Origin of the sequence: Legionella lytica (assembly GCF_044626755.1) — a bacterium.
GTDB lineage: Bacteria > Pseudomonadota > Gammaproteobacteria > Legionellales > Legionellaceae > Legionella > Legionella lytica_A.
The window spans coordinates 586,223-606,727 of record NZ_JBGORX010000001.1; the positions used below are offsets into that span (position 1 = coordinate 586,223).

Consider the following 20,505-nt stretch of genomic DNA (forward strand, 5'->3'; position numbering starts at 1 on the left):
TAGCTGTTGCTCGAGCTACCACTGTCTACAGATAAAATTACTTTAAATATTGGAGCTAGCTCATTTAAGCGGTTGAGCATTGAAATAATTCCCACATGTAACCAATATCAAGGGCTAAGCTTCCTTTGTTAGCCATATGAGAATAATTTATTCCTGGTTTAGCCTCAAGATCAGTGAGAATGGTATTTTTTCTGCAGTCCGAGTGCTATCAAGATGTAGCCAGCGTTATATAAATAAGACAATTTGTGTCTTCTTGATTGTACTTAATTAATGCATAACGTACCATTGCGCGCTCTAAGTGTTTTAAATATTGATAGGTGAACTCATAATGGGTAAAACTTCGGCAGCAAAATTTGCCAGAATTCAACGGGTTTTTAAACAAAAATTATATGAAAAAGTCATAAGTGAGTGTAGGGCATTTCTTCAGTCGTATGATGTTGAATGTAATTATGAGGTATGTATTTATCTCGCTCGAAGCCATTTTCACTTGCATCAATTTGCTCAAGGCACCTCTGCAATAGAAGAAGCCAAAAAAATATCTAGTAAACAAAATAAACCTCAAGGTGTTGCTGAGTGTGATGCACTTATTAAGGATGAATGGGGGCGTTTGGTGTTAGGTGTAAAAAGTGGCTTATTAAATTTAGACTTGCAGTCTCTCTCTAACGCCGAAAAAGTGCGTACTAATATGAGACAGAAAAGCTACGTCAGAACATTAGAGCGTTTAGAAAATAATCACAAAATCTGTCCGACCGTATTTCACGCTCAAGTGGAGCATATTCATGAGTTAATGAACTTCTTTTTGCAAACTTATGTTGATAGAAAGCTATATATCAAGCCCGAATATCTTGACGATAGTGTTTTAACAAAGACTACGAGACTTAAAATCGCGGATAAGATGTTGTTATCAGGATTGTTACGAGGCGATTCTTTTTTACCTGCTTCCGATATACTCGAAAAATTTGGGAAAATGGAAATTGAGGGGTATTGTAAAGACATTTATCTTGATGATGCTCAGCTTGTTTTGAGAATGATATTCAAAACGATACATGCATTGCCTCGTGATAAATGCAAGGACTTGGTTCATTTATTACCGTGGGGTTCTAATTCTTGGTATTTCCTATATTTTATGGGCAGTCTAATGGATATTCGCGGTTCAGAATTTTTCAGTTCGATGCTTTCTTTGGGCTTGAGGATAAATAATACGGCCGAAGAAAACAGTAATGCAATGAGTTATTTTTTGAGTCTTTGTTTCAGCAATTGCACTTTAAAAGCAGCTTTGCTAGACCAGGGATTTTATGATGACCTGAGTAAATTAAAAACTTTTTTTGCTAGGATACAAGAAAATCTTAAAACTAATGGTAATACTTTAAAACCAGACGAATTATCCCCAATAGATGAGTTGGCCACATTCAAAAAAGTAATATGGTATTTTAAGCATCTATATAATCTATATCGTTTACAAGTCTTCTTGCCCAATGGGGTGAAAGAGGGCACCGTGATGCATAAAAGTGATGTAGAGGTTTTCGATTCTGAACGTAATCCTATGGCTTTGTTGTATAAGATGGATCTGCTAGGCTCCAAGCCTTATGATTTGAAATCACAGTTGGCTTTTATTAGAAGATTGCAATTAATCGGGGAGTTATTCACACGCAAAAACTGGGGTTTTTTCCTAAATACAATGGACTATTTTGATCCAAATATGGTTATAAATATTAGGAATGCCTTAGTCCATATTGAGCAACTTACACGAAGTGAGGTGATTTTCCGGCTTGAAACAGACACCAATCGCCTGGAGCAATTGCATAAAGAGTTGACTCATTTAAAGTCATATCTATTGCAAGTTGTTCTAAAAGTCAGAGATACTAATTTTAAGCCGTTCCCTCCAGAAAAATTGATGGGATCTATTGTTTTCTGGTTACAACAGGTTAGCGAATATTGGGAGTCTGCTAAGACCTATTATGAAAAACAATTCAGCCAATTTAAATTTGAAGAGGATCCATCTCCTGTATACAAAGAAAATTTTATTCCCGGACAAGAAATATTAAGATCAGACATATCCCTTATTCATTATCGTCAGGAAGGGAGAATTAGAAAGCAACTCGGAATGCGCGAAGACTCAAATATTAATTTTGAGGTCTATATGAAATATCTGGGACATGTTTTTGCAGCGCATAGAGAGGTATTAACCGAGTTAGAGGATGTTTTTCGTGGAAAGAAGGTGTTACATAAAGATAAGTTATTAGAGAAAGTATTCAGTATTTTATCGATAAAGGATCCAAATCTTCCTATTGTAAAAGGACTTATTGAGTCTGCAGAGTTTTATTCGAGTGAGCTGAGAAAGGAGAAAAGGGAGGCATTTGAAGCACGCCATGCGCAATTTGAAAAGGAACTTACTACCCAGGATGACGTACGAAAAGATGTGATAAAAAAGAAAATGCAACAGAGTTACCCAGTTATGACACAATGTGCTGTTGAATTAGAGGGTGAGTTAACGGGGGAGCCTCCTTTAGTATCCGAGTTAATAGAGACGCTTAAAAACCGCATTAAATTATTAGCGCATATGTTTAAAGAGAATGGCACCGTTATTGCAGCAGAGCCTCAGAATATAATCGCTATACAGGAACATTTGTCTGGTGATGTTAGTTTGTATTTTGCAACCAGTTATTTGATTGGGCAAATTGTTAGTCTCTTTAATAAACTGTACAGTTTAGGTGAGCTTAAGGAAATACATCCAGACCTAAATCTTTTGTTAGTCGACTATGTGAGCTTAAGAAATGCTTTGGAGCACTCTGATCCATTTATGGACTCCGAGAACGCTCATCAGCTACTGATGGATAATAAATTACCGGATGCAATCGCATACATGATTTGTGAAATTGTTTCTCGTTATGGAGCAAACATTGAAGCATATTCCTCTAAAGCCATTGGAGGACTACCTGTAACAATTGTTCCTGCAGTTGATGCAGGGAAGTTAAAACAAGTTGAGGCTTTTGATGTTAATAAATTTATAATTTCTAGTGAAAAGCGAATGAGCAGCTTTAGAGCGTCGACTGTTTACGTACGGCCAAGTGAGTGTGGATTTTTCTCAGGAACTGTTGGATCGACAAGATCTTTGTTGAGTTCAAGCGCAACAATCTTTTTAGACAATGACTCTGAGTATCTGCTCATTTCACCCCAATTTTCATCAAAATATAAAAATTAGTTATTTTATATTGCATGCTGTCCTGAATCAGAGATTTCGCTAGCTATGATTCAGGGCGAAAAGGGTACTTGGGAGTTATAAAAGAGAGCACTTTTTAGCGTCTATACTGATAGGAACTTGCTTATTTTTACAGTAGAATGTTGAGTAATCCCTAATCATCAGTCGAGTAAGTTATTCATGCTGCAACAATTTAAAACCCAGGGGGGGGTTCATGTTGAGGTTTCTCAACAGCAATTAGATTATCAAGAAGGTACCACACACCTGATTGATCGTTTGGACTCAGAACGAGGGGCCTTGTTTGCTTCCAGTTTTGAATATCCAGGGCGTTATACTTGCTGGGATATTGGATTTTGTAATCCTCCTCTAGCCCTTGTTTGCAAGCAGAGCTCTATTCAGATTGATGCCTTAAATAAACGCGGGGAGGTTTTACTTGGCTTTATTCAACAGTTATTTAACGCAGATGAAAATTTAGAACTTGTTGACCAAACTGAGCGACAAATCCAGATTAACATAAAAGCCTCCGAACAGGTTTTTAGTGAGGAAGAGCGTAGCCAACAACCTTCCGTATTTACCGTAATCAGATTATTACTTTCATTTTTTAAATCGGAGCAGGAACCTTATTTAGGCTTATACGGATCTTTGGGCTTTGATCTGATTTTCCAATTTGAAGATTTGTTCGCGCATAAGGAGCGCGATCCGGCTCAGCGTGATATGGTTCTTTATTTGCCTGATGAAATCTTTGTGGTAAACCACCGTAAAGAAGAGGCTTTTGTTAATCGTTATGAGTTTCAATTTCAAGATCGCCTAACTCATGGTCTTCCTCGAGAAGGTACTCGTTCAGTCTATGAATCACCCAACAAGCCAGAAAAATTTTGTGATCATGAACCAGGTGAATATGCGGCGGTAGTTAATAAAGCAAAAGAACGATTTGCATGTGGTGATTTATTTGAAGTAGTGCCAAGTCAAACGTTTTACACGCACTATACTGAACAACCATCTTATTTATTTAAGCAAATGCGTCAGCTAAATCCTTCTCCTTATGGATTTTTTATTAATTTGGGTGAGAGAGAGTATTTAGTTGGTGCATCTCCTGAAATGTATGTTCGCGTGACAGACAAGCGAGTAGAGACCTGTCCTATTTCGGGTACTATTAAACGTGGCGCAGATGCAATTGAAGATGCTCAAAATATTCAGACTTTGCTTGATTCTCCCAAAGAAGAATCTGAATTAACCATGTGTACCGATGTGGACCGTAATGATAAGTCACGTATTTGTGAGGCAGGCTCAGTTAAGGTAATTGGACGCCGCCAAATTGAAGTTTATTCACGTGTGATTCATACCGTAGATCATGTTGAAGGAACATTAAGAGCAGAGTTTGATGCCGTGGATGCCTTCCTAACTCATATGTGGGTAGTTACGGTAACGGGAGCTCCGAAAATTTGGGCTTTAAATTTTATTGAGCAGCATGAAAAGTCGCCTCGTAAATGGTATGCAGGCGCAGTTGGCTGGTTTGGTTTTAATGGCAATTTAAATACGGGCCTGGTTTTAAGAACGGTACGCATCTCTCAAGGTATTGCTGAAGTTCGTGTGGGTGCTACCTTACTCTATGATTCAGTTCCTGAATCAGAAGAACAAGAAACACGTTTAAAAGCCTCGGCATTTCTGGATATGTTAAATCATAAAGCCCCTGCGAGTGCGAATAGGGAGCCTTTGCCGCTAACGGGAAAAGGAAAGCGCGTGTTACTGATTGATCATCAGGACTCATTCGTTCACACCTTGGCCAACTACATTCGCCAGACTGGTGCTGAAGTCAGTACGATTCGTTTTGATAAAGCCCAACACTATTTGCAAGAACATCACTATGACTTAGTCGTTTTATCCCCTGGACCGGGTAAGCCAAGTGATTTTAATTTATCTGCAAGCATTAATGCGGTGGTCGCACGAGGTATTCCTTTATTTGGTGTGTGCCTAGGCCTGCAAGGATTAGTTGAGCATTTTGGGGGTATATTAGATATTCTGGAATATCCAATGCATGGTAAATCGTCAATGATTAAGGTTTTAGATTCCGCCGATTTATTTGCAGGCTTAGGAGATGAGTTCAAAGCAGGGCGGTACCATTCACTCTATGCACGACTGAAGGCAATGCCTGAGGAGCTTAAGGTTACTGCACTGAGTGAAGATGGTGTGGTGATGGCTATTTCTCATCAAAATTTACCGATTTATGCTGTGCAATTTCATCCCGAAACCATTCTGTCTTTAGTGAATCAAGCAGGATTAAAAATTATTACGAACTTAATGGGAATGGTAACAAGGAATGCGTCATAAAATTGTAATTCTGTACTTTGTATCTATTGTACTGGGAGTTATTGTTGGATTAGTTGGATCTTCATTTCGCTTATCAATCGATCTGTTAGGTTCTGCTTTAATGCATGTAGTTCATTTGTTTGGTGGGCAGGGGTGGCTGGCTGGGATTATTTCTGGGATTTTCTCGATGAGCATGGTGCTTGCCGCATTCATGGCCGTGAAATACATTGCTCCGGAAGCGGGTGGCAGTGGGGTTCAGGAAATTGAAGGCGCTTTATTGCATATACGGCCTATCTTTTGGCGCCGCTTATTACCGGTAAAATATTTTTTCGGTATCTTAGCTATTTCTTCCAATATGATTTTAGGACGCGAAGGTCCCACCATTCATGTCGGTGGTAATCTGGGAGAAATGCTGGGGGCGGTATTTAATCTGAGCCGTCGTCGCCGAGATAGCCTAATTGCTGCTGGAGCGGCAGCAGGCCTTGCGGTAGCATTCAATGCACCTTTGGCTGGGGTTATTTTCGTCATGGAAGAAATGCGTAATCAATTTAACTATTCATTTACCAGTTTCACGATGGTAGTGATTACTTGCATTACCGCAACGGTCATGATGGATTTGATTATCGGGACCCAAGCAACCATTCCCATGGATGTGTTTCAATTTCCATCCATAGATGCATTGTGGCTATTTGTATTTTTCGGATTTTTTGTTGGTGGGGTCGGACTTCTGTTTAATAAAGGGCTCATGGCAACCTTGTCCTGGATGGACCGATTATCAGCATCGCAAAAATTAGTCTATGTTTTAATCGTAAGCTTTCTCATTGGTTATTTAGCGGTTTCTAATCCAGCGGTGACTGGAGGCGGGATGCATATCATTCATCAAGCCTTAACCCTTTCTCCTGGATTCTCCATTTTATGTATGTTGTTTCTTATTCGTTTTGTGGGGACCATTGGCTGTTATGCCACCGGCATTCCAGGCGGAATCTTCGCACCAACTTTGGCTTTAGGAACCTTACTTGGCTTGGCTTCGTTTCAGGCGCTAACATTTTTTCATCTCGATTTCCTGGTGCATCCAGGTATGTTCGCAGTAGCAGGAATGGCGGCATTTTTTGCTGCTATTACGCGCTCACCAATCACCGGTGGCATCTTGGTTGTGGAGATGACGCAAAATTACGCACTAATCTTTCCGGTGATGATCACCTGTATTTGTGCCACGATTATGTTGCAACTTGCACGCAATGAACCCATTTATGCGCAATTGTTGGATCGTACTATGAGGAATAGTAAATTAGCGTAGCGTAATCATAGGCGAGCTTGAATTAGCATCGATCTGACATTACGCTGCGCGAGCGCGGGCTACGTTTTAGGCTATGTGAACAACAATTTTGCCAAAATGGATGCCAGCTTGCATGTGTTGTTGTGCTTCTTCGATTTGTTCCAAGTTGAATTCGGAGTCAATGATGGGTTTGATTTGTTTTGTTGCTAGGGCATCAAACCAACGCTCATGAGCTTGTTTCCATAAAAATGCTTTTTCGGCCAGGCTTTGTGAGCGGAGAACAAAACCAATAAGCTGCAATCTTTTATGCATGATTAACGCCAGATTGCATTCAACTTTGCTGCCGTGAAGACAGGCGATTTGAATTAATTTCCCTTGAGGTTTTAACAACTGAAGATGCTTGCCAAAATAATCCCCGGCAATAAAATCCAGAACTAAGTCAAGACTTTGCTCTGCAATTAGATCTTCAAAATCATGCGTTTTATAATTGATTACCTGATCAGCACCCAATTGTACTGCTTTATCCATTTTATCGTTCTTACCCACAGTGGTGATGACCTTAGCACCTATTTGTTTCGCCATTTGAATTGCTAAGGAAGCAATCCCACTTCCAGCACCATGGATTAAGAGTGTTTGTCCTGATTTTAATCCACCAAGGTTAAATAAGGTAGCATGAACCGTGACTAAGGACTCAGGGAGGGCGGCAGCGAGGGGATAATCCCATCCCGCGGGAATTAAATGCGCAAGCGATGATTCAACCAGGCAATATTCGGCATAGGCACCACTTCCAACTAAGGCATAGACCTTATCACCTGGTTTAAATTGAGTGACCTTGGCCCCTACGGCTACTACATCGCCCGCAAGTTCCAGACCTGGAACGGTTGACTCTCCGGGAGGCGGAGGGTATTTTCCGTAACGTTGCATGAGGTCGGCACGGTTTAAAGCTGTTGCTTTGACCTGAACTAATATCTGAGTGTCTTTACACTCAGGGGTAGGGGCATTTTCTATAGTAAGGCGGCTATAGGATCCGGGGTTTTCTATGTGTACGTAGCGCAAAATATCTTCCTTAATCATGGTAAATGGTTACTCGGATTTTCGGCCAAGTTTAAGTATCTTTCCTGAACGTATACTAATTGTATTTTGTTTGCTCTATCAAGTGATTACTTCACTTGAATCTATATATCCAAGGTATATAATCATAGGCCTACACGATTTTCCGCACCAAGCAGGGCTAATGTCACACTTTAATCATCAGCGTTTTTATGCCTGGCTTTTTATAGTTCCACAACTTATTGTCACGCTAATATTTTTTATTTGGCCTGCGTGTAATGCTTTAGTACAAGCATTTTTTTATACGGATGCTTTTGGATTACACAAGCATTTTGCTGGCCTAACTAATTTTACAGATTTGTTTGCCGATTCCAGCTATCATAAAGCTATGATCGTCACCTTTATTATCGCCGGTAGTGTGACTTTTTGCACCATGTGCCTTGGGCTTTTTACCGCAATATTAGTTAACAATCGTAGTAAAACGCAAGGGGTTTATAAGTCCTTATTATTATGGCCTTATGCCGTAGCACCTGCTGTCGCTGCGATTCTTTGGCGTTTTCTATGCCATCCTACTTTAGGCTGGTTAACTCATGTATTGCAGTCATTGGGAATTAACTTTGATTATGTAAATAATGTCAATCAAGCTTTGCTGGTTGTTATCCTTACCGCCAGTTGGCAGCAATATAGTTATAATTTCTTATTTTATTTTGCGGCATTAAAAGCGATTCCTCCATCGCTGATTGATGCGGCGATTATTGATGGGGCATCGGCTTGGCAGCGTTTTTGGCAGATCATTTTTCCTTTGTTATCGCCAACGACTTTCTTCCTATTAATTATGAATTTAATGTACGGTTTCTTTGATACCTTTGGAATCATTCATGTGATGACCCATGGGGGCCCGGGCAACAGTACAACGAATATGATGTATAAGGTCTATCAGGATGGATTCGAAGGAATGGATTTGGGGAGCTCTTCTGCTCAATCCGTAATTCTAATGGTTGTTGTGATACTTGTTTCTTTAGTGCAGTTTAAGTATCTCGAGAAAAAGGTTCATTACGCATGAAATTAATGTCTCGTATTTTATCCCATGGATTTTTATCCTTATTTATTTTGCTCATGCTGATGCCTATTTATTTAGCCATCGTTGCCGCCAGTCATGATGGCAGCGCAATGATGCAATCATCGGTCCCCTTGATTCCAGGAACCTTGTTATTAAAAAATCTAAAAGCGGTTCTCAGTGAAGGTTTATCTGTTACTGGGGGCGAACCGATTACTGCAATGTTATTTAATAGCTTGGCTATGGCCTTAGCCATTGCTTTGGGCAAAATTATGCTGGCTCTGGGATCGGCATTTGCTCTAGTTTATTTTGATTTTCCTTTCAAAAAGCTCTGTTTTGCGCTGATCTTTGCAACCATGATGTTACCGGTAGAGGTGCGTATTGTCCCCACCTTTCAAGTGGTGGCCTCTTTTGGATTGTTAAATTCATTTACGGGATTAACTTTGCCTTTATTTGTTTCAGCAACAGGAACTTTTTTATTCCGGCAATTTTTTAAAACGGTGCCGGCTGAATTAGTCGATGCAGCAAAATTAGATGGCGCAGGTGCGGTGCGTTTCTTTTTTGATATTCTTTTGCCTTTATCTAAAACGCAAATCGCTTCTTTATTTGTAATTTTATTTGTCTATGGATGGAATCAGTACTTATGGCCTTTGGTCATTACCACTGAAACAAAAATGGCGACAGTAGTGATGGGAATTCGTTATCTTGCAGGGGTGGCTGATCAAGTTCCCCAATGGCATTATATTATGACAATTGCCCTGGTTGCTCTGATTCCACCTTGTTTGGTTGTGATGTTGATGCAACGATGGTTTGAAAAAGGATTAAAGTAACATGGCAACAGTAACTTTGGTTGATGTCTCAAAGCGCGTTGGGCAAACGACTATCTTAGACCGAATTAATCTCAGCATCCAAAAAGGCGAGTTTATGGTTATCGTGGGGCCTTCAGGTTGTGGTAAATCCACCTTGCTCCGCTTGATTGCAGGCCTGGATGATGTGAGTTCTGGCTCCATTTTAATCAATGACCAACGCGTGAATGACGTTCATGCTGCGAAACGCGATATGGCAATGGTATTTCAAAATTACGCGCTTTATCCGCATATGACTGTTTTTGATAACATGGCTTATGGGTTAAAAATGCGTGGCTTCAAGGCCAATGTGATAAAACAGCGAGTCGCTGATGCAGCAAAAATGTTGCATTTAACGCCTTATTTGGAGCGAAAGCCACAAGCATTATCTGGTGGACAAAAGCAACGTGTGGCCATGGGAAGGGCGATAGTCCGTTCTCCTTCGGTATTTTTATTTGATGAGCCTTTATCAAATCTTGATGCAAAGCTACGCACGGAAATGCGCCATGAGCTGAGGCGCTTGCATCAACAGCTTAATACTACCAGTGTATACGTAACCCATGATCAAACCGAAGCCATGACTATGGCTGAACGGGTGATTGTGCTTAATCAAGGGTTTGCGGAACAAATTGGCACCCCCCAAGAATTATATCAAAGTCCAGCAAGCTTATTTGTCGCAGGATTTACTGGTCACTATCCATTAAATACATTTTCAGGGGTATTTAATAAAAAGAGTGCTACTATTGAAACGAGCCTAGGTATTAATTTTCCGGCTCCCGAAACAAATTACTCACTTGAGGAGAAGATGGACGTGGTTTTGGCAATTAGAGCTGAACATGTGCAATTGGCTAGGGAATCTAAGCCGCATAGCATTCCTGTTACTGTTGAATATATCGACGATATGGGGGCGGATAAGCTCATTAGGGCACGTTGTATTAATAATGGAGAGCAACTAAATTTACGAGTTTCTGCTGATCAACCCATCCCTAGTGGACAATTCGAGGTTGAACTACCTAAAATGAAATTACATGTGTTTAATCAGCAAACTGGACAACGTATTGGAGAATGACGTGGGTAAAGAAAAAACTGCATTAAAACCAATTGATACACCGGTATATAATTATTGGTCTGCACTGTATCGATCATTTTACTCACGACGTCTGTATGTGGATGTGGGTAAACGCTGGAAGGGATTTGGTGTGCTTTATCTCTTATTGGTTATCGCGATACTGAGCGTGCCATTCTTTTTTAGAATGTCGATTAGTTTAGATGAATCTTTTAAAGAACAGATTGTTAATCCTTTATTAAAAATCCCTGTTTTTTACATTCAAAATGGTGATGTTCTTTTCGATAAACCTATGCCTTATTATGTTAAAAATGATAAAGGTCAGACAGTAGTCATCATTGATACTACAGGGGCCGTAAATGATTTTACGGCACAATATCCTTATTTAAATATTCTGATTAATAAAAATCAGATTGCCTTTAGGATTCCTAATCCCCAGTTGTTCACTATGGGTAAAGAGGCACCACCAAGTAGAAGTACTCCTATTGTACAGACTTTTGATAAGGGATCTAATTTAGTATTTGATGGTAAAAAAATGGTGGAGGCAAACTCTGTTACTGGGCTTAAATACGCTTCTCAAGCGGTACTTTATCCTATTATCGTGGGTATTTTCTTCTCTATTTTTATTGTTTTCTTTTTAGTGCTTGCGTTGTTAGGGCAAACTTTTTCATCAATTTTCTTTTCTTTTAAAATACCCTTTGCTGCCTCATGTCGTATGATTATGGTGGCAGGAACCCCGATGCTATTGGTGCTAATGACTATCTTGTCACTTAATAGTGTATTTACGGGGCTGGGTATGATCTTATTCTTCCTCTTGATTGCTTATTACAGTTTTGCACTTTATGCATTAAGAGCTGAAAGTAGGCAAGTAGCTCTTGTATGAAGGAGCTAATCCATTTCGCCCATGGAAACGGATTTCCAGCATTATGCTATAAGCAGATGCTGGATGGTCTTAAGCCTTATTATGATTATTGTTATATCGATAGGGTGGGCCATGATCCTGCTTTTCCAGTAGGGGAAAATTGGCATAATTTGATCTTAGAGGTGATTGCCAGTATTGAACGGCAAGCAGATCGCCCCGTGATTGCTCTAGGTCATTCTTTGGGTGGGGTTTTAAGTTTATTAGCAGCCATTGAACGGCCTGATTTGGTTAAAGCAGTTGTTATGTTGGATTCTCCTTTACTTGGGGTATTGAAATCCAGTGCAGTGCGACTTGCCAAGGCTTTTGGCATCATCGATAGATTAACCCCCGCCTTAAGAACAAAAGGGCGGCGTGAGTATTGGGAACGCTTTGAAGAGATAATTCCCTACTTAAAAAGCAGAGATTTGTTTAAAAACTTTGCAGATGCGTGTTTGAGCGACTATATTAAATATGGTCTGGAACATAGAACTGATGGTTACTACCTTCGCTTTAATCGCCATGTGGAGTATCTAATTTATCGAACGATACCGCATATTATCCCAAGTTATGAAGGGAAATTATTAACCCCGTCAGCATTAATTTATGGTGACAAAAGTAACGTGGTTGGTAAAATGGATCTTCGGTATATGAAAAAAAATTTTAATATTACCTGCTATAAAACCCATGGGAGCCATTTGTTTCCTATGGAGCATCCACAGGTTGTAGCGGCACAGGTTTTAATGGTTTTGGATAAGCTAACATAAGGAGAATACAGTGCTACATGCTATTTTAGTGCTTCTAGCAATAGGGGCTGCAGGTGTATTGTTAACACGGCAAGCGGCGGTCGCAGTATGGGCTATTAGTTTTGCTCTATTTACGGGGTTGGTTTTTTACTTTGGTACCCCAGGATTTTTAACTAAAGCACTTTTAATTTTGATTGAGCTTACGTTAATCGCATTCGCAATTAAACCATTACGACGTGAATTTGTGTCCAAACATTTATTCAAGACGGTGAGCAAGGCTATGCCTGCTATGTCTGCTACCGAGCGAGAAGCATTAGAAGCAGGAACCGTGAGCTGGGAAGGCGATATATTCAGTGGCGCTCCAGACTTTTCAGTGCTTCGTAGTACACCCCCGGTTCGTTTAAGCGCAGATGAACAAGCGTTCCTCGATGGTCCTGTAAATATCTTATGCTCCATGCTAAATGATTGGGATATTACCCATAAACAAACTGATCTATCTCCTGAAGTTTGGAGTTTCATTAAAGAAAATCGTTTCTTTGGTATGATTATTCCTAAGCGTTATGGCGGCTTAGAGTTTTCCGCTACCGCGCAAATGACAGTTTTAGCCAAAATTTACGGCTGCTCGATTACTGCTGCATCGACCATTTCTGTACCTAACTCTTTAGGCCCAGGCGAGTTACTCCTGAAATACGGGACTGAAGAACAAAAGAACTTTTATTTACCCCGACTGGCAGATGGACGAGAAATCCCCTGTTTTGCCTTGACTGGTCCTAATGCGGGCTCGGATGCCGCATCAATTCCTGACCAAGGTATTGTGTGTCGTCAAGAGCTTAATGGCAAAGAGGTGGTTGATATTCGCTTAACTTGGAATAAGCGCTACATTACTTTATGCCCCGTAGCTACGGTGGTTGGTTTAGCTTTTAGAATGTTTGATCCTGAGAATCTACTAGGGAAAGGTGAAGACATCGGTATAACCTGCGCCTTAATCCCAGCAGATACCCCAGGTGTTATTAAAGGACGTCGCCATTTCCCCTTAAACATCGGCTTTTTAAATGGCCCGACTCAGGGTAAAGATGTATTTATTCCTCTAGATTACATTATTGGTGGCGCTGCAATGGCAGGGCATGGCTGGCGTATGCTTATGGAGTGTTTAAGTGCGGGTAGAGCAATTTCTTTACCATCAAGTGCCAATGGTGGGGCTCAGGCTGCAGCTCTAGCTTCCGGTGCTTACGCTCGTGTACGTAAGCAATTCAATCAACCCATTGGTAAGTTTGAAGGGATTGAAGAGCCTTTAGCACGTATCGCGGCAAATACTTATATTATTGATGCGGGTGTTACTATGGCCGCAGCGGCTATTGATCATGGGGCTAAGCCTTCGGTAGCGGGCGCAATTTTAAAATACCATACCACGGATCGTGTTCGTCAGGTTTCTATAGATGCTATGGATATTCATGGCGGAAAAGGTATTTGTCTCGGACCTAATAATTATCTAGGAAGAGGATTCCAGGGATCGCCTATAGCGATTACGGTTGAAGGTGCTAATATTCTTTCGCGTAGCTTAATTATTTTTGGTCAGGGAGCGATTCGCTGCCATCCTTATGTCTTTAAAGAATTGGAAAGTGTAAGAAAGCAAGATCTGGTAGGCTTCGATGATGCGTTTTTCTCTCATGCTGCTTTTTATATTGCAAACTTTACTAAATCACTTGTGTTTAGTTTGACTGACGCTCATTTTTCTAAGGCACCAACAAGTGCAGTAAAACGTTATTATCAGTTAGCTCATAAATACAGTACTAATTTGGCATTTCTTTCTGATTTTTCGATGACTATTCTTGGCGGTGATTTGAAGCGCAAAGAAAAATTATCTGCGCGTTTAGGGGATATGCTAAGTACCCTATATTTACTTTCGGCTGTACTAAAACGTTACCATGATGATGGTGAACCCGCTGCTGATTTACCTATAGTCGAGTGGAGCTGTCAGCAATTGCTGCACGAATGTGAAATGGCGATGCAAGGGGTTATTATTAATTTCCCACAACGTTGGGCTCGAGTAGTACTTAACATTATTTTAAGACCTTTAGGTAATCGCAGACACAGACCCACCGATCAATTAGGGCATAAGCTAGCCCGTATTCTAATTGAGCCCGGTGAGACTCGTAACCGACTAACACATTTTGTTTATAAGAAAGCTGGAGAAAATTGCCCAATTGGTCGATTGGAAGAGGCGTTCTATAAAATGTGTGCGGTTGAAGATATAGAGAAAAAGTTAATGCGTGCGGTCAAAGATGGTCTATTAAAATCGCTAACCGTATTAGAACAAATTGATGAGGCTTTAGCGAGTGACTTGTTAACTCAAGATGAAGCTAAGCAAATGAAGGATGCTGAATTAGCTAGGCAAGAAGTGATTAAGGTCGATGACTTTAGCGATGAGGAATTACGTCGCCCAAGTACTGAATCTAAAGCGAAAAAGTCAACTGCTAAAAAAGAGCAGCCAGCAATTGTTTTGGGTGAGGAAGCAATTAACCCAGAACCCGAAGTACCTTTCCATTAATTTGGTTTGATCAATCTCCAGGCTACACACTTTATTAGATGTAGCCTGGCTTTTCTCGTATTAGTTTCTGGGACTGATTTCTTTCTCGGCCTGTGGTTTTTCCGTGAATTCCAGGGTGTAAGCTGAGAGCTTCTGGATCCTGGGGACAGCCACGGGATGTGGGGGAGAACATTGTGAAGTTTTCTCCCGCTTTTTTAAAGAGTAGGATTAGTTGCTTGCAGTCAGATTTGCTTTAATGTGAGCATTGGATGGATTTTGGTAAGAGAAAAGAAAACCTAGTTGCAAGCAACCAGGCTACATTTATGATTCGATAAAATCAAAAAAAGAAATACAGCTACGTGATGAAAACCAAGGAAAAAACATAATCAGCAATGCAAACTAAACTTCTTCGGCAACATCATCTGGCATGGTAATGTTCAATTCAAGTACTGAATTGTCGCCCATACGCTCAAGATTAACGCTCACTTGATCACGTGTTACATGAACGTATTTCGCAATAACAGCCAGAATTTCATCCTGAAGTTGTGGCAGATAATCCGGAGTATTTCTTTGTGAACGCTCATGAGAAATAATAATTTGTAGGCGTTCTTTTGCTACTGAAGCAGAAGCGGTTCTCCGACGTAAATAGTTGAAAATGCTCATACAGTCACTTCCTCCTTGTTTTTGCTGAATAAGCGACGCAATAATCCTTTACGTTCATTGCTAATAAAGCGCATTGGTCTTTCTTCACCAAGGAAGCGAGCAATAGCATCTTGATAAGCAAGACCGGCATCACTGTTTGTATCAAGTACAACTGGCACACCCGTATTCGACGCTTTCAATACAGATTTAGACTCTGGAATAACGCCAATTAATGGAATGGCTAATATTTCCTTTACGTCTGCAACAGAGAGCATATCGCCACGCTCAACACGCTCTGGGTCATAGCGAGTTAGCAATAAGTGCTCTTGAATTGGTTTGTTGTTATCAATGGCTCTTTTTGTTTTGCTAGAAAGAATACCAAGAATACGGTCAGAGTCACGAACGGAAGAAACTTCAGGATTGGTAACTACCACTGCATGATCGGCAAAATGCATTGCCATTAATGCACCTGTTTCAATACCTGCAGGGGAGTCGCAAACAATAAAATCAAATTCTTTTGATAGATCATTCAGAACCTTTTCAACGCCTTCGACGGTCAATGCATCTTTATCACGAGTTTGGGACGCAGGAAGAATGAAAAGATTAGGAAGACGCTTATCCTTGATCAACGCTTGATTTAAACTTGCTTCACCATTTATTACGTTGATGAAGTCATAAACCACTCGTCGCTCACAGCCCATAATGATATCCAGATTTCTTAAACCGATATCAAAATCAATAACTACAGTCTTATGCCCTAATAAAGCAAGACCTGATGAAATAGCTGCAGATGAAGTAGTTTTTCCTACTCCGCCTTTACCTGAAGTAATAACAATAATTTTAGCCAACGCTGAACCCTTCCTGTTTTTGTTGATTCAACACAATAATTAACCAACAGTGTACACGTTAATGAATATTCAATTCAAGTATTATCCTTTTTATTCGTTTTTATCACGCGGATAATAGGCAAGCTGATCGTTAATGAGTTAGCTCGTATCGATGTTGGGCAATAATTGCGGGAATTGGTTTATATCTGGTCGAATAAATAGTCGAGTATTTCGTCGATAATGTAACATTCGATTTCTTTAGTATTTTGTGTATTCAAAGGGCTATTCTCTTTAATTTATTTGGTATTTGTGATATACTGTTTGGTTAATTTAACTACTTTAACGAGAAGATAATGTCTCTTAATATTGTGCAGCAATCATTAACCTTTGATGATGTTTTACTTGTCCCTGCACACTCTTTAATTCTACCTAAAGATGTGTCCCTAAAAACCAAATTAACTCGCGAAATAAACCTGAATATGCCCCTGGTATCTGCAGCGATGGATACGGTGACGGAAGCGCGTCTGGCAATTGCTTTAGCACAAGAAGGTGGATTAGGCATTATTCATAAGAATATGACAATCAGTGCACAAGCTGAAGAGGTTCGTAAAGTAAAGAAATTTGAAAGTGGCATAGTTAAAGATCCAGTTACAGTTACTCCTGAAATTACCGTTAAAGAGTTAATGGAGGTCATGAAGAACCATCACTTCTCAGGGGTTCCTGTGGTAGATGGTAAAAATTTAGTTGGAATTGTTACCAGCCGTGATATTCGGTTTGAAACCAATTTATCTTTGCCCGTGTCTCAGGTAATGACGCCTAAAGCGCGTTTGGTTACAGTGAAAGAAGGGGCTAGTCGTGAAGAGGTTCGAAGTTTATTACATAAACATCGTATTGAAAAACTCTTGATCGTGAATGATGCCTTTGAATTACGGGGTTTAATTACCGTTAAAGATATTCAGAAGGCTAAAGAAAACCCTTACGCAGTTAAAGATGATGCTGAGCAGTTACGCGTTGGTGCGGCTGTTGGGGTGGGTGAATCTACTGATGAGCGTGTTGCAGCTTTAGTTGATGCTGGGGTTGATGTTCTGGTTGTTGATACTGCCCATGGACATTCTCAAGGCGTACTCAATCGCGTGAAATGGGTAAAACAGAATTTTCCTGGGGTACAGGTAATTGGTGGGAACATTGCTACAGCAGCTGCCGCTCGAGATTTATATGAAGCCGGAGCGGACGCAGTTAAAGTGGGAATTGGACCTGGTTCGATTTGTACAACGCGTATTGTTACTGGTGTAGGGGTTCCGCAAATCAGTGCAATTGCGAATGTTGCTAAAGAATTGCAAGGTAAAATCCCCGTTATTGCCGATGGCGGTATCCGTTTTTCAGGGGATGTGTGTAAGGCTTTAGCTGCTGGCGCAGACACTGTTATGTTGGGTAGTATGTTTGCAGGAACTGAAGAGTCTCCTGGTGAAATCGAATTATACCAAGGCACTACTTATAAGAGTTATCGTGGTATGGGGTCCATTGGTGCGATGGCATCTTCTCATGGTTCTAGTGATCGCTACTTCCAGGATGCTACTGCCGGTTCAGAGAAACTGGTGCCAGAAGGTATTGAAGGTCGCGTTCCTTATAAAGGTCCAGTGCAAACAATTATTCATCAGATATTAGGTGGTTTACGTTCTTGCATGGGCTACACTGGATGTGAAACGATCGAACAATTGCATACCAAAACTGAGTTTGTACAAGTCACTAATGCAGGAATGCGCGAATCACATGTTCATGATGTGAGCATCACCAAACAAGCTCCGAATTATCAGGTAGATAAATAATAATGAATGATTTAAAACAACATCTTTTACTTATTCTGGATTTTGGTTCTCAATACACCCAACTAATTGCACGTCGAGTGCGTGAATTAGGGGTGTATTGTGAAATTCATCCGTTTAATATCAGCCAAGAAGAGTTCACAAAACTTAATCCTTGTGGGGTGATTTTATCTGGCGGTCCTTCAACTGTAACTCATCACGCTAACCCGCGCGCGCCTGAATGGCTCTTTACCTCGGGATTGCCGCTATTAGGTATCTGTTACGGCATGCAAACAATGGCTGTGCAATTAGGGGGTGAAGTACAGTCCTCTAACATTAGAGAGTTTGGCTATGCTGAATTGAAACTGCATGGACACACCAAATTATTTGCGCAAATTGAAGATCGCACCACAGAGGAGGCTGAGGCTTTATTAGATGTATGGATGAGTCATGGTGATAAAGTAACTCAATTACCTCCTGGATTTAGTGTTATTTGCGAAACCCGTAATGCACCTATTGCGGGAATGGCTGATGAAAGTCGTCGTATGTATGGACTGCAATTTCACCCGGAAGTAACGCATACTCTGCAAGGCACGCGTATTTTGCAGCGCTTTGTGGTAGATATTTGTCAGGCTCCCACCAATTGGACTTCAGAACATATTATTGATGAAGCCATTTATAAAATTAGACAGCAAGTGGGTTCTGAGAAGGTTCTGCTTGGTTTATCCGGTGGGGTGGATTCTTCAGTTGTTGCGGCTTTATTGCATAAGGCAATTGGTGATCAATTAATCTGCGTTTTTGTTGATACAGGTTTATTACGTCTTAATGAAGCTGACGAAGTTATGAAAATGTTCGGTCAGCATATGGGGATTAAAATCATTGCTGTTAATGCTGAAGAGCGGTTCTTAAAGGCGCTTTCTGGTGTTAGTTGTCCTGAAGAAAAAAGAAAAATTATTGGCCACACTTTTATTGACGTATTTGATGAAGAGTCGCACAAAATAGAAGGGGTTTCTTGGTTAGCTCAGGGAACAATTTATCCTGATGTTATTGAGTCTGCCGCAACGAGTACGAATGGGGCTTCAGTAGTTATTAAGTCACACCATAACGTGGGTGGTTTACCGGAAACACTCCATTTAAAATTATTAGAGCCTATTCGCGAATTGTTTAAAGATGAAGTGCGAAAGATTGGTTTGGAGTTAGGTTTACCACATGCAATGGTTTATCGTCATCCATTCCCAGGCCCGGGTTTAGGCGTACGTATTTTAGGTGAAGTTAAAAAAGAATATGCGGATATTCTTCGTAAAGCCGATGCCATTTATATCGAGGAACTTCGAAAAGCAGATCTGTATCATAAGGTGAGCCAGGCATTCGCGGTATTTTTACCGGTTAAGAGTGTTGGAGTAATGGGAGATGGTCGTAAATACGAATATGTGATTTGTTTACGTTCTGTTGAAACCATTGATTTTATGACGGCACATTGGTCGCATTTACCTTGGGAGTTTTTAGGCCAGGTTTCCAATCGAATCATTAATGAGGTTTCTGGGGTATCGCGAGTGACTTATGATATTTCAGGAAAGCCACCAGCAACGATTGAGTGGGAATAATAAGACCTAAACTTGTTTGTTTTTTTGCTGTCATTGCTAAGGCACTGACAGCAGGCTGCAATTATGATGAATGATCGATATTGGATGCAGAAAGCCTATCAACAAGCACTTCTTGCTCAAACAGAGGGAGAAGTTCCTGTGGGGGCATTATTAGTAAGTCAAGAAGGCAAGTTATTAGGTATAAGCCGAAATGCAGTGCAATCCACTCATGATCCATCGGAACATGCTGAAGTACGGGTAATCCGCCAAGCAGCCCAACAACTAAAAAATCATCGTTTAGTTAATAGTACTTTGTATGTTACTTTAGAACCTTGTTCTATGTGTGCAGGCCTCATTGTTCATGCACGAGTTAAACGGCTGGTATTTGCCACGCGTGACTTTAAAGCAGGAGCTGCAGGCTCAGTATATAACTTACTTCAAGGCTATCCTTTAAATCATAAAGTAGAAATTGATGAAGGTATTATGCAGCCCGAATGTGCTCATCTTCTCTCTGATTTCTTTAAAACATGCCGCTAATAAAATGAAACACGGTCACAAACAACCGGGTTTTCATTACATTATTCTCATTGAATAATGCGTCGTTCTATTCAGGGGGCTGGTTTCTGGATTCAAACCCATCACTACATCTCTCATAATAAGTTGATGTAATTAAGGTTCTT

General features: G+C 40.5%; 16 protein-coding genes. 12 read left to right on the forward strand and 4 right to left on the reverse strand.

Annotated elements, in window-relative coordinates:
* Window positions 1–64 precede the first annotated feature (64 nt).
* Complete coding sequence (locus ACD661_RS02440) at window positions 65–181, reverse strand: Lpg1974 family pore-forming outer membrane protein (protein ID WP_400187208.1); 117 nt, start codon at window positions 179–181, stop codon at window positions 65–67.
* Between the two features lie 147 nt (window positions 182–328).
* On the opposite strand from ACD661_RS02440, the gene ACD661_RS02445 reads away from it, so the two are divergent.
* The 3 genes from ACD661_RS02445 to clcA all read left to right on the forward strand — a co-directional run bounded on the left by ACD661_RS02445 (window position 329) and on the right by clcA (window position 6,803).
* Window positions 329–3,202 (forward strand): hypothetical protein, encoded by a 2,874-nt coding sequence (locus tag ACD661_RS02445; protein WP_400186053.1) that lies wholly within the window; start codon window positions 329–331, stop codon window positions 3,200–3,202.
* A 177-nt stretch (window positions 3,203–3,379) separates the two neighbouring features.
* The gene (locus ACD661_RS02450) at window positions 3,380–5,527 is read left to right on the forward strand and encodes an anthranilate synthase component I (RefSeq protein WP_400186054.1); all 2,148 of its coding nucleotides are present in this window, start codon (window positions 3,380–3,382) and stop codon (window positions 5,525–5,527) included.
* On the forward strand, window positions 5,517–6,803 hold the full coding sequence (gene clcA / locus ACD661_RS02455; RefSeq protein ID WP_400186055.1) for a H(+)/Cl(-) exchange transporter ClcA: 1,287 nt from the start codon (window positions 5,517–5,519) through the stop codon (window positions 6,801–6,803). The genes ACD661_RS02450 and clcA overlap by 11 nt, the downstream gene beginning before the upstream one ends.
* Window positions 6,804–6,869: 66 nt before the next feature.
* On the opposite strand, the gene ACD661_RS02460 is transcribed toward clcA, so the two are convergent.
* Window positions 6,870–7,838, reverse strand: coding sequence for an NAD(P)H-quinone oxidoreductase (locus ACD661_RS02460; RefSeq protein WP_400186057.1), 969 nt, complete (start codon window positions 7,836–7,838; stop codon window positions 6,870–6,872).
* Between the two features lie 178 nt (window positions 7,839–8,016).
* Between ACD661_RS02460 and ACD661_RS02465 the strand changes: the two genes are divergently transcribed.
* Genes ACD661_RS02465 through ACD661_RS02490 form a run of 6 tightly spaced genes read left to right on the forward strand, consistent with a single transcriptional unit; the run spans window position 8,017 to window position 14,992 of the window.
* Window positions 8,017–8,895, forward strand: a complete 879-nt coding sequence (locus ACD661_RS02465; protein WP_400186059.1) for an ABC transporter permease subunit — start codon at window positions 8,017–8,019, stop codon at window positions 8,893–8,895.
* A complete protein-coding gene (gene ugpE / locus ACD661_RS02470) occupies window positions 8,892–9,719 on the forward strand; it encodes a sn-glycerol-3-phosphate ABC transporter permease UgpE (RefSeq protein WP_400186061.1) in 828 nt (275 codons plus the stop codon). Before ACD661_RS02465 ends, ugpE begins: the two co-directional genes overlap by 4 nt.
* A 1-nt stretch (window position 9,720) precedes the next feature.
* Window positions 9,721–10,803 carry an ABC transporter ATP-binding protein gene (locus ACD661_RS02475; RefSeq protein ID WP_400186063.1) on the forward strand — a complete coding sequence of 361 codons (1,083 nt, stop codon included), beginning with the start codon at window positions 9,721–9,723 and terminating at the stop codon, window positions 10,801–10,803.
* A 1-nt stretch (window position 10,804) separates the two neighbouring features.
* Window positions 10,805–11,683, forward strand: a complete 879-nt coding sequence (locus ACD661_RS02480; protein WP_400186064.1) for a DUF1189 family protein — start codon at window positions 10,805–10,807, stop codon at window positions 11,681–11,683.
* Window positions 11,680–12,465, forward strand: a complete 786-nt coding sequence (locus tag ACD661_RS02485) for an alpha/beta fold hydrolase (RefSeq protein WP_400186065.1) — start codon at window positions 11,680–11,682, stop codon at window positions 12,463–12,465. The genes ACD661_RS02480 and ACD661_RS02485 overlap by 4 nt, the downstream gene beginning before the upstream one ends.
* A 10-nt stretch (window positions 12,466–12,475) precedes the next feature.
* Window positions 12,476–14,992, forward strand: coding sequence for an acyl-CoA dehydrogenase (locus ACD661_RS02490; RefSeq protein WP_400186067.1), 2,517 nt, complete (start codon window positions 12,476–12,478; stop codon window positions 14,990–14,992).
* 378 nt (window positions 14,993–15,370) lie between these two features.
* Here the strand turns inward: ACD661_RS02490 and minE are convergent, their stop codons facing one another.
* Complete coding sequence (minE, locus tag ACD661_RS02495; protein WP_400186069.1) at window positions 15,371–15,634, reverse strand: cell division topological specificity factor MinE; 264 nt, start codon at window positions 15,632–15,634, stop codon at window positions 15,371–15,373.
* Window positions 15,631–16,461 (reverse strand): septum site-determining protein MinD, encoded by an 831-nt coding sequence (gene minD, locus ACD661_RS02500; RefSeq protein ID WP_400186070.1) that lies wholly within the window; start codon window positions 16,459–16,461, stop codon window positions 15,631–15,633. Before minD ends, minE begins: the two co-directional genes overlap by 4 nt.
* Before the next feature lie 332 nt (window positions 16,462–16,793).
* Between minD and guaB the strand changes: the two genes are divergently transcribed.
* The 3 genes from guaB to tadA all read left to right on the forward strand — a co-directional run bounded on the left by guaB (window position 16,794) and on the right by tadA (window position 20,362).
* Entirely contained in the window at window positions 16,794–18,266 is a 1,473-nt protein-coding gene (gene guaB, locus ACD661_RS02505; protein ID WP_400186071.1) for an IMP dehydrogenase, read from the forward strand.
* 2 nt (window positions 18,267–18,268) lie between these two features.
* Window positions 18,269–19,846: a glutamine-hydrolyzing GMP synthase gene (gene guaA / locus ACD661_RS02510; RefSeq protein ID WP_400186072.1), complete on the forward strand. Its 1,578-nt coding sequence runs from the start codon at window positions 18,269–18,271 to the stop codon at window positions 19,844–19,846.
* 66 nt (window positions 19,847–19,912) lie between these two features.
* A complete protein-coding gene (gene tadA, locus ACD661_RS02515; RefSeq protein WP_400187209.1) occupies window positions 19,913–20,362 on the forward strand; it encodes a tRNA adenosine(34) deaminase TadA in 450 nt (149 codons plus the stop codon).
* Window positions 20,363–20,505: the final 143 nt, after the last annotated feature.